Source organism: Streptomyces spongiicola (assembly GCF_003122365.1).
In the GTDB taxonomy this organism is placed as follows: domain Bacteria; phylum Actinomycetota; class Actinomycetes; order Streptomycetales; family Streptomycetaceae; genus Streptomyces; species Streptomyces spongiicola.
In genome coordinates, this window is the sequence record NZ_CP029254.1 from 1,628,912 (window position 1) to 1,641,704 (window position 12,793).

Sequence of the window (12,793 nt, forward strand, 5' to 3'; positions counted from 1 at the left end):
GTACGGCAGGAGAGCGCGGCGGCCACGAGGAGGACTGACAGTGCACGGGGCGGCCCGGTGGGGCACGGACACCGGCACAGCGCAGGGACCGGCAGGGCACGAATACCGGCACGGCACGGACACCGGCACGGCACAGGGACCGGCACGGCACGGACACCGGCACGGCACAGGGACCGGCACAGCACGGACACCGGCAGGGCACGGACACCGGCAGGGCACGGATGCGGTGGCAGCGGTTCCGTCCGGACTCGGAGGCGGCGCGGGCCTCGGCGTCCGAAGACGAGGGCGGCGCGGGCCTCGGCGTCCGGAGACGGTTGCGACGCGACCCGCGCATTGCCCTGCGGAATGTCGCCGACGATGGTGACGAGGTGGTCCGGCCCGGCGCTGATGAGCCCCGCGACGACCAGTCACCTCCGGGTGCCGGACCGCCCCCGCCCCCGCCCGGGCACGGCAAGGCCGGAGCCGTCCGCGCCCGGGCACGGCGGGGAGGCGGCCGGCCTCGCCGCCCCGGATCGCCGCGGCCGGTCAGGACACGATGTCCTTGCGGGCGAACCCGCGGAAGGCCAGGGCGAACAGCACCAGGGCGAAGGTCACGGACACCGCCGTGCCCTTCAGCATCCCGCCCCATTCGAGCTGCGGCTGGAGGGCGTCCGCCCAGGCGAACTGCCAGTGCGCCGGCAGGAAGTCACGCCACGAGCCCAGGGCCGTCACGGCGTCCAGCACGTTGCCGACGATGGTCAGCCCGACCGCGCCGCCGACCGCTCCCAGTGGCGCGTCGGTCTTGGTCGACAGCCAGAACGCGAGCCCGGCGGTGACGAGTTGGGAGACGAAGATGTACGCGACGACCAGTGCCAGCCTGGGCAGGGTGTCGGCCGTCGCCAGCGAACCGCCGGTCGGGAGCCGCAGGGGCCCCCAGCCGTACGCCACGGTCCCCACCGCCAGTCCGACCAGCGGCAGCAGAAGCATCGCAGCCGCGCTGAAGCCGAGCGCGACCGCCAGTTTCGACCACAGCAGCCGGGACCTGGGCACCGGCGCCGCCAGCAGATAGCGCAGGGAGGACCAGCTCGCCTCGGACGCCACGGTGTCGCCGCAGAACAGTGCGACCGGTACCACCAGCAGGAACCCGGCCGACACGAACAGGCAGGTGGCCGCGAAGTTGGCGCCCGACGCGGTCGCCGTGTCCATCAGGTTGATCCGGCCGCCGGCGTCGCCGCGCTCGTCGGGTGACCCGCCGATCGCGAAGGCCGCGACCAGCACGAACGGCAGGGCCGCCAGGATGGCGCCCATCACGAGTGTCCGCCGCCGTTTCAACTGGCGCACCGTCTCGACGCGCAGCGGCAGGGTGCGCCGGGCGCGGTATCCGGGCGCGGCCGCCGCACTCGCGGCACCGGCCCCGGTGCGCGCGGTGGTGGTGTTCATGCGGATGCTCCTCCGATCAGGGTGAGGAACGCGTCCTCAAGGCGCCGGTGCGGTCCCACTCCGGTCACCGGCACGTCCAGCCTGACGAGTTCGGCGACCAGGGAACTCGCACCCGCTCCGTCGAGGCGGACCAGCACCCCGCCGTCGGTGCGGACGGCCGACCCCACCCCCGGCAGGGCCGCGATCTTCTCCACGAGCGGTGCGGACGGCTCCTCGGACGTCGTCACGAGCAGGGTGTCCCCCGCTCCGGTGATGTCGGCGACGGGTCCCGCCTGCACCAGCCGGCCGCGGTCCATCACGACGAGGTGCGTGCAGGACTGCTCCACCTCCGAGAGGAGGTGGCTGGAGACGATGACGGTCCGGCCCCCGGCCGCGTACCGGATCATCACGTCCCGCATCTCGCGGATCTGCGGCGGGTCCAGTCCGTTGGTCGGTTCGTCCAGGATGAGCAGATCCGGCAGCCCGAGCATGGCCTGGGCGATGGCGAGGCGCTGCCGCATGCCCTGTGAGTAGGTGCGGACCGCGCGGGCGAGGGCGTCGCCCAGGCCCGCGATCTCCAGAGCCTCCTCCGCCCTGGAGTCCTCGGCGGGGCGGCCGGTGGCACGCCAGTACAGCTCGAGGTTCTCCCTGCCGGACAGGTGCGGCAGGAAGCCGGCGCCCTCGACGAAGGCACCGACCCGGGAGAGGACCGGCGCTCCGGGCCTGACGGCGTGTCCGAAGACCCTGATCCCGCCGTCGTCGGGGGCGATCAGCCCCATCAGCATGCGCAGGGTGGTGGTCTTGCCGGCGCCGTTCGGGCCGAGGAGCCCCAGCACCTGCCCCTTCTCGACGCGGAAGGAGAGGTCCCGCACCGCGTACCGGTCGGCCGATCCGGCGTACCGCTTGCTGAGTCCGGTGATCTCCAGCGGTACGTCGGCGAGTGCGGGATCGGGTGCCGGCGCCGCGGTCCGGCGGCGCGCGGTCAGCAGCAGCGCCGCCGCTGCCACCGCGCCCGCGGCGGGCAGGCCCCACACCCACCAGGGCAGGCCGGCCGCCTGGGTGGTGACGCCGGGGGCGGTGGGCACGCCCAGCGGTCCGACCGGGGTGACGGAGTAGGCCGCCGGGGCCGCGGGCGAGGCATGGGCGAGGTCGGTGGCCGCGAGCACCAGCCGGAGCCGGTGGCCCGCCTCGACCTCATGGTCCACCGCGGGAAGCGTCAGCTCGACGGTCCTGCCCGCCTTGGCGTCCTCGACCCGGACGGGGGCGGCGAGCTGGGCGGGGAGCACCTGCTGCCGGCCGTCCGGGCCGACGTCGTAGACCTTGCCGAAGAGGACCGCCTCCCCGCTGTCCGAGGCGACCTTCACCCGGACGGTGGGCGAGCCGGTGATCCGGGTGCGGCGGTCGAGGGGCGCGGAGTCGAAGCGGGCGTGCTGCCCCGGGAAGTCGAGCGAGAGGCCGACGCCGAGCGAGGAGAGCCCGGAGAGCCCGCCGCCCAGTCCGGGCACGGTGGAGATCCCGGGTGGTCCGGCTCCGGCCGGGTTGCGGAAGCGCTGCGTCCCGCCGGTCAGTACGACCTCGCGGCGTCCCGCTCCAAGGCCCGGGTACGCGTCGGCCGTGGCGCCGCGCAGGGTTGCCTGCCCGTCGGTGGAGTCGACGCCTCCGGTGCGGCTGACCCGGAACGCGGGGCCGGGATCGGCCGTCTCGTCGCCGTTCAGATACCGGTCGAACCAGGCCGAGACGCGCTCCTGGACCCGTGCCGTCTCCAGATCGCCGCCGTCGTGGCCGCCGGCGATCCAGTCGACCGCGACGGGTGCGCCGTTGCCGGCGATCGCCCGGGCCATGGAGTCGGCGTGCGAGAGCGGGAAGAGCGAGTCCGACTGGCCCTGGACGATGAGCGCGGGGACCTTGATCCGGTCGGCGACGGCGGACGGACTGCGGGCTTCCAGCAGGGCCCGGGCTTCGGCGTCCGGTCTGCCACTGGTCGCGACGCGCTCGTACATGGCGCACAGGGCGGGCTCGAAGCGTCCGCAGGCCGGCGCGGGCTGCCCGGCCGCGGCGGCGCCCGCATCGCGGGTGCCGCCGGTGGCACCCGCTTGCGTGGGGGCCCCGCCGCCGGCACCGGTGCCCGCGCCCGGGTCGGCACCGGTGCCCGGGCCGTCCCCGGCGGGAGCGTCCGCCGGTGCTTCACCGGAGCCGGGGACGAGCCCGGCCCCGCCGGCCGAGCCGGCCGTGAAGAACAGCCCCGCCCAGAGCTTCTTGAAGACGCCGTCCGGGAACAGCGCGTCGGCGAGGTTCCAGTACGTGATCTGCGGAGCGATGGCGTCGACCCGGCGGTCGTGGCCCGCCGCGAGCAGGGCGACGGCGCCGCCGTAGGACGCGCCGGTGATCCCCACTCGCGGGTCGCCCTCGGCGTCCAGCTCCACCTCGGCCCGGGTGGCGAGCCAGTCGATCAGCCGCGAGACGTCCTCGACCTCGCGCCCGGGGTCGTTCAGCCCGATGGTGCCGGTGGATGCGCCGAAGCCGCGCGCCGACCAGGTCATGACGGCGTACCCGTCCCTCGCCAGCGCCTCCGCCTGCTGCCGCACGGAGTCCTTGCTGCTGCCGAAGCCGTGCCCGATGAGCACGGCGGGCCGGCGGCCGTCCCCGGAGGTGAAGTACGAGGTGTCGATTCTCGCGCCCGGCACGGCCAGCATCCGGTCCTCGCGGTGTACCCCGGGCTCTTCGTCCGAGGCGGCGGCGGTCCAGGTGCCCGCGCCCGCGAGCACGGCGAGGGCGGCGGCGGCCGCGAGCAGCCGTGTTCGGCGGCGGGGCGGCACGGCTCGGCCGGGGAGTCGGATCCTCATGCCCGAAACCATAAGCGGACCTCCGTACCGGCAGCCGCTGCCGCCGGGCTGAACTCCGTGACCTCCTCGGGTAGTACGGGAGGGCCCCGCCGTACTCCAGCCGCGGTACGCGGGGAACGGACGGGGTACGCGGGGAACGGACGGGACACGGAACGGGGACGTGGAACGGGCGCGGAAACGCGGGCGCGGGCTCCCCGAACAGGCTGCCGGCCGCGGTGCCGCGAGATGCCACCGGGCGCCCCTCGCCCCGGCGCGCACGCGGGCGTGGACGGGGACCATCCCCGCGGGTGCGGGGAGCAGCACTCGCCCCGGCGCGCACGCGGGCGTGGGACTCAGCGCGCGAGCGGGGGCGGGTCGCCTGGTGCCCCGGCCGGGCCGGACGGCTTCCTGTTCCAGGACCCCAAAGGCGGACCGGTGGTGTCCACGCGGCTCATGGACAGCGCATGGCGGCCGGCGCGCATGGCGGCCGGCGCGCATGGCGGCCGGCGCGCATGGCGGCCGGCGCGTAAGGCAGCCGGGCTGCCGAAGGTGACCATGCGCCAGTTGCGGCACACATACGCCTCACCGCTGATCGCCGCGGGCGAGTCGGTCAAGGTCGTGTCCGAGCGCCTCGGGCACACCGACGCGGCGATGACGCCGAACGTGTACAGCCACCTGTTCCCCGACTCGGAGGACAGGACGAGGCGGGCGATCGACGGGGCGTTCGCGGCCCCGGTCCGAGATCATGCGGACTCTGAGCGGACAGACGATGCCCGCTGACCAGGAAACCGCAGGCCAACGGGCATCGAGAGGGGGTGTTCAGGAGTTGCGCGGGAACCCGAGGTCGACGCCGCCGTGCGGCTCGGAGGGGTCGGGCCAGCGGGTCGTGACGACCTTGCCTCGGGTGTAGAACCGCACTCCGTCGTTGCCGTACACGTGCAGGTCGCCGAAGAGGGAGTCCTTCCAGCCGCCGAAGGAGTGGTAGCCCACCGGCACCGGGATCGGCACGTTGACGCCGACCATGCCCGCCTGGACCTCCAGTTGGAAGCGGCGGGCGGCGCCGCCGTCGCGAGTGAAGATCGCCGTACCGTTGCCGAACGGCGAGGCGTTGACGAGCGCGAGGCCCTCCTCGTAGGTGTCGGCGCGCAGCACGCACAGGACGGGGCCGAAGATCTCGTCGCGGTAGGCGTCGGAGTCGGTGGACACCCTGTCCAGGAGGGACAGGCCGATCCAGTGGCCGTCCTCGTAGCCGTCGACGGTGTAGCCCGTGCCGTCGAGGACGACGTCGGCGCCCTGGTCCGCCGCACCGTGGACATAGGAGGCGACCTTGTCGCGGTGGGCCCTGGTGATGAGCGGGCCCATCTCGGACGCCGGGTCGTCACCCGGGCCGATCTTGATCTTCTCGGCGCGCTCGCGGATCTTGTCGACGAGTTCGTCGCCGACGGCACCGACGGCCACCACCGCGGAGATCGCCATGCAGCGCTCGCCCGCGGAGCCGTAGGCGGCGGAGACGGCGGCGTCCGCGGCCGCGTCCAGGTCGGCGTCGGGCAGCACCAGCATGTGGTTCTTGGCTCCGCCGAGCGCCTGCACCCGCTTGCCGTTGGCCGAGGCGGTGGCGTGGATGTGGCGGGCGATCGGGGTCGAGCCGACGAAGGAGACGGCCGAGACGTCCGGGTGCTCCAGAAGGCGGTCGACGGCGACCCTGTCGCCCTGGAGGACGTTGAGGACACCGTCCGGCAGGCCCGCCTCGGCGAGCAGTTCCGCGAGCTTCAGCGACGCGGAGGGGTCCTTCTCACTCGGCTTGAGGACGAAGGTGTTGCCGCAGGCGATGGCGAGCGGGAACATCCACATCGGCACCATCGCCGGGAAGTTGAAGGGCGTGATGCCGGCCACGACGCCCACGGGCTGGCGGATCGCCGCCACGTCCACCCGGTTCGACACCTGGGTCGACAGCTCGCCCTTGAGCTGCGTGGTGATCCCGCAGGCCAGGTCGACGATCTCCAGACCGCGGGCCACCTCGCCGAGCGCGTCGGAGTGCACCTTGCCGTGCTCCGCGGTGATCAGTTCGGCGATCGCGTCGCGGTTGGCGTCGAGCAGCGCGCGGAAGCGGAAGAGGATCGAGGTGCGCTGGGCCAGGGAGGAGGTGCCCCAGGTCTCGAACGCGGTCCTGGCCGCGGCCACGGCACGGTCGACCTCCTCGACCGACGCGAGCGCGACCCGGGTGGTCACGGCACCGGTCGCCGGGTCGGTGACCGGTGCCCAGTCACCGGACGCGCCCTCGACGGTCTTGCCACCGATCCAGTGGTGGACGGTCTTCGTCATGACGGATAGCTCCTTCGGGTCCCTCAGAGATGGCGGCGCCGGGCTGCGGCCTGCCGGTCGTACTCCTCCCGGGCCTTGACCGCCGACGGCCGGGTCGCGGTCTCGGCCACGGGAACATCCCACCACGCCTGCGCCGGGGGCGCGCCCGACACTGTGTCTGCCGTTTCGGTCTCCGCGTAGACACATGTGGGGCGGTCGGCGGCACGCGCCTCGGCCAGGGCTTCGCGCAGGTCACGTACGGTACTTGCGCGGATCACCCGCATCCCGAGGGAGGCCGCGTTGGCGGCGAGGTCGACCGGCAGCGGCGCCCCGGTGTACGCGCCCCCCTGGGGCCGACCGGTCCGCGACGGAGCCGGTTCGCGGTGGCGGTAGGCCGTGCCGAACCGCTCCGCGCCGACCGCCTCGGAGAGACCGCCGATCGACGCGTACCCGTGGTTCTGCACGATGACCAGCCTGATCGGTACGTTCTCCTGCACCGCCGTCACGATCTCGGTGGGGTTCATCAGATACGTGCCGTCCCCGACGAGCGCCCAGACCGGCCGCCCGGGCGCGGCCATCGCGACGCCGATCGCCGCGGGGATCTCGTAGCCCATGCAGGAGTAGCCGTACTCCACGTGGTACTGGTCGGGGGAGCGCGTGCGCCACAGCTTGTGGAGGTCGCCGGGGAGCGAGCCCGCGGCGTTGACCACGATGTCGTCGCCGGTGACCAGGCGGTCGAGCGCGCCGAGCAGCTGGGGCTGGGTGGGGCGGGCGTTCTCGTCGGGCGCGTCGTAGGCGGCGTCGACCCGGTGCTCCCAGCGCTCCTTGGCATCCGCGTACCGCGACTCGTAGCCGTGCTCGACGCGGTGTCCGCGCAGGGCCCCGGTCAGTGCCTCGAGTCCGGCCCGGGCGTCCGCGACGAGCGGCAGCGCGGCGAGCTTGTGGGCGTCGAAGCCGGTGATGTTGAGGTTGAGGAACCGGACGCCGGGATGTGCGAACAGGGTCGACGAGGCGGTGGTGAAGTCGGTGTAGCGGCTGCCGACTCCGATGACCAGGTCCGCGGTCCCGGCGAGTTCGTCGGCGGTGGCGGTGCCGGTGTGGCCGATGCCGCCGACGTCCGCCGGGTGGTCGTACGGCAGGGACCCCTTGCCGGCCTGGGTCGAGGCGACGGGGATGCCGGTGGCCTCGGCGAGGGCGCGCAGCGCGCCCTCCGCCCCGCTGTGGTGCACTCCCCCGCCGGCGACGAGCAGGGGCCGCCGGGCGGACCGCACGGCGAGCACCGCCGCGGCGAGTTCCGCCGGATCCGGTCGCGGCCGGCGCACGTGCCAGACGCGCTCGGCGAAGAACTCCTCGGGCCAGTCGTACGCCTCCGCCTGCACGTCCTGCGGCAGCGCGAGCGTGACCGCTCCCGTCGCGGCCGGGTCGGCGAGGACCCGAGCGGCGGCGAGGGCGGCGGGGACCAGCGCTTCGGGCCGGGTGATCCGGTCGAAGTACGCGGAAACCGGGCGCAGGCAGTCGTTGACCGACACATCGCCCGCGTACGGAACCTCCAGCTGCTGGAGGACGGGGTCGGCGGGGCGGGTCGCGAAGACGTCACCGGGCAGAAGCAGGACCGGGAGCCGGTTGACGGTCGCGAGCGCGGCGCCGGTGACGAGGTTGGTGGCGCCCGGGCCGACGGAGGTGGTCACGGCGTGCGCGGACAGCCGGTTCGACTGGCGGGCGTAGCCGACGGCCGCGTGCACCATCGCCTGCTCGTTGCGCCCCTGGACGAAGGGCATCTCCCCCGACTCGAGGAGGGCCTGGCCGATCCCGGCCACGTTGCCGTGGCCGAAGATGCCCCACATGGCTGCGACGAGCCGCTGTCTGCGGCCGTCCCGTTCGGTGTACTGGCAGGCCAGGAACCGCACCAGTGCCTGGGCGACGGTCAGCGTCCGTCCGCTCATCGGTAGCCCTCCGTGTGGTCGGGGTGGAAGCAGATCCGCCAGGCGCGCTCCGGCCCGGGGCCGGCCATGACGTTCAGGTAGTACATGTCGTGGCCCGGGGCGGCGATGGACGGGCCGTGCCAGCCGTCCGGGACGAGGACGGCGTCACCGCTGCGGACCTCGGCGAGCAGGTCGGTGCCCCGCGGGCGGGACGGCGACACCCGCTGGTAGCCGAAGCCGTGCTCGCCCTCGATCTCGAAGTAGTAGATCTCCTCGAGTTCCGACTCCTCTCCGGGGCGGTACTCGTCGTGCTTGTGCGGCGGGTACGAGGACCAGTTGCCGCCCGGGGTCAGCACCTCGACGGCGATGAGACGGTCGCAGACGAAGGCGCCGACGGCGGCGAAGTTGTGCACCCGGCGGGCGCAGTCGGCCGAACCGCGGTCCTCGACCGGGACGTCCGGCGCGGGGCCGCGGCGCGCGGGGAGCCGCCGCTCGCACTTCGCTCCGGCCAGGGCGAAGCGGCCTCCGGCGGCGGAGGCGATCACGACCCGGGCGTCGCGCGGGACATAGGCGAAATCGGTGACTCCGGCGAACACGCTGGTCCTGCCCGCCAGTTCCATGGCCGTTTCCCCGGTACGCACCGTGCAGCCGCCCGCCAGCGGCAGCACGATCCACTCGCTGCCGCCGGTGTCCAGTTGGTGGGAGGCGCCGGGGGCCAGCTCCAGGATCCGCAGCGCGGAGTACCCCCAACCGGCCCTTGCGGGGTCGATGTCGAGCGCGTACGGACCGTCGGCGGCGGTCCCGGCCGGCAGGTGCCGGCCGTGCGCACCGCGGTTCCCGTGGGCTCTGCGCTCCCGGTGCGCGTCGTGCGTGGCGTGGGCCTCGTGCGTGGCGTGGGCTTCGTACGTGGCGTGCGTGGCGTGGGCTTCGTAGGCCTCGTGTGCTTCGTGCGCGTCGCGGGCTTCATGCGCGTCGCGGGCATCGTGCGTGGCGTGTGCTTCATGCGCGTCGCGGGCATCGTGCGCGTCGCGGGCATCGTGCGTGGCGTGTGCTTCATGCGCGTCGCGGGCGTCGTGCGTGGCGTGGTCCCTGTGCGGGTTGCGATCCCTGTTGTCCATGAGTCGTGCGTACCCCCTTGAGCAGGCCCACGGCCGTGTCGACCGTCGCGGTGATGTCGCCGTCGGCCGGATAGAGCAGTGGGCGGCCCGCACCAGGCCTTGGACCGTGGGCAGCCGCAGCGCGCCGCGCCATCTCCCGTACGCCGCCGCCTGCCCGCCCGCGGCGCCGTCCACATCGCCGCCGAGGAGCACCGCGGGAAGCGTCGAGGTCTCCGTCACCCGCGCCATGTCGTCGGGGTCCTCCGTGACGGGGATCTGCAGCCGGGTGTGGGCCGACGTGCCGGCGAGGCCGGAGGCGACGGCCGTGGAGCGGGCGACCGCCTCCGCCGTCAGGTCGTTGCGCAGCACGCCGCCGACGCGGCGGCAGATGAACGGCTCGACGAAGACCGGCAGCCGGTGGGCGGCCATCGCGTCGATGGCCCGGGCCGCGGAGTGCAGGGTGGTCAGGGAGCCGGGGTCGTCGTAGTCGATGCGCAGAAGCAGCTCGCCCGCGTCGAAGCCGAGGCGCGCGAGGTCCTGGGCGCGGTATCCGGTGAACCGGTCGTCCGGTTGGGGGAAGGCGGATCCGGCGAGTTCGGTGCGGTAGACGCGGGTCACCGCGCCGCTCCGGGCTCGGCCGCCGGCCCGGAACCGCCGTCCGGTCCGGGCCTCGGGCCGGGACGGGGCTCGGGACGCGCTTCACCGCGGGGCTCGGAACGAGCTTCGGGAGGCGCTTCACCGCGGGGCTCGGGACGAGCTTCGGCACCGGGGGCGTGGCCGTCGAGAAGGGCGTCCACCTCCGCGGGGTAGGGCATGGCGGAGGAGCACGCCAGGCGGGCGGCGACGATCGCCCCGGCGGCGTTGGCGAACCGCATCACGCGCTCCAGCTCCCATCCCGCGATGAGTCCGTGTACCATCGCCCCGCCGAACGCGTCGCCCGCGCCGAGCCCGTTGACCACGTCGACCCGCACCGGCGCCACCTCGGCGACCGTGCCGTCCCGGCGCGCCGCGAGCACACCCGCGGGCCCCTGTTTGACCACGGCCAGCTCGACGCCGCAGGCGAGCAGCGCGGCGGCCGCGGCGTGCGGTTCCCGCTCCCCGGTGGCGATCTCGCACTCCTCGAGATTGCCGACGGCGACGGTGGCGTGCGCGAGCGCCTTCGCGTAGACCGGCCGGGCCTGCTCCGCCGCCGAACCGGTCGGGCCCGCCCAGAACATGGGGCGCCAGTCCAGGTCGAGGACGGTCGTCCCGGACTTCGCCCGGTACTCCAGCGCGGCGAGCGTGGCCTCCCTGCTGGGCTCGGCGCACAGTCCGGTGCCGGTCGTCCAGAGGACACGCGCCCGGCCGATCGCGTCCATGTCCAGTTCCCCGGCGCGCAGTTCGAGATCGGGGGCCTTGGGCTGCCGGTAGAAGTACAGCGGGAAGTCGTCCGGCGGGAAGATCTCGCAGAACGTCACCGGGGTCGGCAGCCCCGGAACCGCCGTCACCCAGCGGTCGTCGACCCCGAACTCGCGGAGCGCCTGGTGGAGGTAGTCCCCGAAGGCGTCCCGGCCGGTGCGGGTGACGACCGCGGTGCGCCGGCCGAGCCGGGCCGCCGCGACCGCCACGTTCGAGGCGGACCCTCCGAGGTACTTCCCGAAGGTCTGCACCTGCGCCAGCGGCACCCCGGTCTGAAGGGGGTAGAGGTCCACCCCGATCCGGCCCATCGTGATGAGATCGTACGGCTGAGGCATACGGGTCCCTTCGGTTCCACGTCCGGCTGCCCCCTGGTCTAGCCCGACTTCCGGAACACTGTCAACATTTTGTCCTTACATTCGGACGAAAGCTTGACACCCTTCTCCGGCGGCCGGAAGGCTGGCCGCCATGACCTCCTCCGCAGCCTCGTTCAACCGCATCCGGATCGGGTCGGCCCCGGACTCCTGGGGCGTGTGGTTTCCGGACGACCCCCGGCAGGTCCCGTGGCGGCGCTTCCTCGACGAGGTGGCACGGGCCGGGTACGAGTGGATCGAACTCGGCCCGTACGGCTACCTCCCCACGGACCCCGCACGGCTGGCCGAGGAGACCTCGTCCCGGGGGTTGAGGGTGTCGGCGGGCACGGTCTTCACCGGACTTCACCACGGCCCGGCCGTGTGGGAGAGGACCTGGGCCCATGTGGCCGGTATCGCCGCCCTCACCCGCGCGATGGGTGCGGACCACCTCGTCGTCATCCCGTCCTTCTGGCGTGACGACAGGACCGGCGAGGTGCTGGAGGACCGGAACCTCACACCCGGGCAGTGGAGGCATCTCTGCCGCCTGACCGAGCGGCTGGGACGGGAGGTGGGTGACCGGTTCGGGCTGAGGATCGTGGTCCACCCCCACGCGGACACCCATATCGACAGCGAGGAGAACGTCAGCCGCTTCCTCGACGCGACCGACGCGGACCTGGTCTCGCTCTGCCTGGACACCGGTCACTACGCCTACTGCGGCGGCGACAGCGTCAAGCTCATCGAGACCTACGGCGAGCGGATCGGCTACCTCCACCTCAAGCAGGTGGACCCGGAGATCCTCGCCGACGTGGTGGCGAACGAGGTGCCGTTCGGCCCCGCGGTGGCGCGCGGGGTGATGTGCGAACCACCGGCCGGAGTACCCGCGCTGGGGCCGGTGCTGGCCGCCGCCCGGCGCCTCGACGCCGAGCTCTTCGCCATCGTCGAGCAGGACATGTACCCCTGCCCTCCGGACAGGCCCTTCCCCATCGCCGAGCGCACCCGGCGCTTCCTCCGCTCCTGCGGCGCCTGACCCCCTCGACACCGCCGCCCCTCGACCGCCGCCCCTCGACACCGCCGTGTCACGACTGCGGCCTCCGCGTCACATATGTCTCCGTTACGCGGGTCTTGCGTCACAGGACCTCGACAGCCCCTCCCCTGTCGTCACTCTGCGTCGTTCAACGGGCACAGGCCGAGTGATCACCAGCGCCCGCGCCGCAGCTCCCCCGACGGCTCCCCCGGCCGCCGCTGAGGCGCGTGCAGGGAGGTTCCACAGATGACGGACAGAAGACTCTGGTCCTACAAGGACATCGCAGCGCACATCAAGGTGCAGCCGGACACGGTCCGTTCGTACCGCAAGCACGGCCTCCTTCCGCCACCGGACCATGTGGAGGCGGGAAAGCCCTACTGGTATGCCGACACGATCCGGGCCTGGGTGGCGAAACGCCCCGGCAACAGGGGAGGCAGAAGCTGAGGCACGGACCCCGCGCCCCGGGCCGGGTGCGGGGCCC

Annotated in this window: 9 protein-coding genes and 1 pseudogene; 3 read left to right on the forward strand and 7 right to left on the reverse strand. The window is 73.7% G+C overall.

Annotated elements, in window-relative coordinates; translation table 11 throughout:
• Positions 1–525: 525 nt before the first annotated feature.
• Together DDQ41_RS07065 and DDQ41_RS07070 are read right to left on the reverse strand one after the other, a co-directional pair.
• Entirely contained in the window at positions 526–1,419 is an 894-nt protein-coding gene (locus DDQ41_RS07065; RefSeq protein ID WP_109293708.1) for an ABC transporter permease, read from the reverse strand.
• Positions 1,416–4,241 (reverse strand): alpha/beta fold hydrolase, encoded by a 2,826-nt coding sequence (locus tag DDQ41_RS07070; RefSeq protein WP_109297586.1) that lies wholly within the window; start codon positions 4,239–4,241, stop codon positions 1,416–1,418. The genes DDQ41_RS07065 and DDQ41_RS07070 overlap by 4 nt, the downstream gene beginning before the upstream one ends.
• A 459-nt stretch (positions 4,242–4,700) precedes the next feature.
• Here DDQ41_RS07070 and DDQ41_RS32305 point away from each other — a divergent pair, with 459 nt between their 5' ends.
• Positions 4,701–5,000 (forward strand): tyrosine-type recombinase/integrase, encoded by a 300-nt coding sequence (locus tag DDQ41_RS32305; protein ID WP_262508649.1) that lies wholly within the window; start codon positions 4,701–4,703, stop codon positions 4,998–5,000.
• A gap of 39 nt (positions 5,001–5,039) precedes the next feature.
• On the opposite strand, the gene DDQ41_RS07080 is transcribed toward DDQ41_RS32305, so the two are convergent.
• From DDQ41_RS07080 to iolC, 5 genes and pseudogenes are all read right to left on the reverse strand, one after another.
• Positions 5,040–6,542: a CoA-acylating methylmalonate-semialdehyde dehydrogenase gene (locus DDQ41_RS07080; RefSeq protein WP_109293710.1), complete on the reverse strand. Its 1,503-nt coding sequence runs from the start codon at positions 6,540–6,542 to the stop codon at positions 5,040–5,042.
• Positions 6,543–6,565: 23 nt separating this feature from the next.
• On the reverse strand, positions 6,566–8,464 hold the full coding sequence (gene iolD, locus DDQ41_RS07085) for a 3D-(3,5/4)-trihydroxycyclohexane-1,2-dione acylhydrolase (decyclizing) (protein WP_109293711.1): 1,899 nt from the start codon (positions 8,462–8,464) through the stop codon (positions 6,566–6,568).
• On the reverse strand, positions 8,461–9,255 hold the full coding sequence (gene iolB, locus DDQ41_RS07090; protein ID WP_109297587.1) for a 5-deoxy-glucuronate isomerase: 795 nt from the start codon (positions 9,253–9,255) through the stop codon (positions 8,461–8,463). Before iolB ends, iolD begins: the two co-directional genes overlap by 4 nt.
• A 408-nt stretch (positions 9,256–9,663) precedes the next feature.
• Positions 9,664–10,158: pseudogene (locus DDQ41_RS33000) on the reverse strand (Cgl0159 family (beta/alpha)8-fold protein); the annotation flags it as partial.
• The gene (iolC, locus tag DDQ41_RS07095; protein ID WP_109293712.1) at positions 10,155–11,273 is read right to left on the reverse strand and encodes a 5-dehydro-2-deoxygluconokinase; all 1,119 of its coding nucleotides are present in this window, start codon (positions 11,271–11,273) and stop codon (positions 10,155–10,157) included. The pseudogene DDQ41_RS33000 and the gene iolC, both read right to left, overlap by 4 nt.
• A 130-nt stretch (positions 11,274–11,403) precedes the next feature.
• Here iolC and DDQ41_RS07100 point away from each other — a divergent pair, with 130 nt between their 5' ends.
• Both DDQ41_RS07100 and DDQ41_RS07105 read left to right on the forward strand, forming a co-directional pair.
• On the forward strand, positions 11,404–12,315 hold the full coding sequence (locus DDQ41_RS07100; RefSeq protein WP_109293713.1) for a sugar phosphate isomerase/epimerase family protein: 912 nt from the start codon (positions 11,404–11,406) through the stop codon (positions 12,313–12,315).
• Positions 12,316–12,558: 243 nt separating this feature from the next.
• Positions 12,559–12,756 carry a helix-turn-helix transcriptional regulator gene (locus DDQ41_RS07105; RefSeq protein WP_109293714.1) on the forward strand — a complete coding sequence of 66 codons (198 nt, stop codon included), beginning with the start codon at positions 12,559–12,561 and terminating at the stop codon, positions 12,754–12,756.
• The last annotated feature ends 37 nt before the right edge of the window (positions 12,757–12,793 follow it).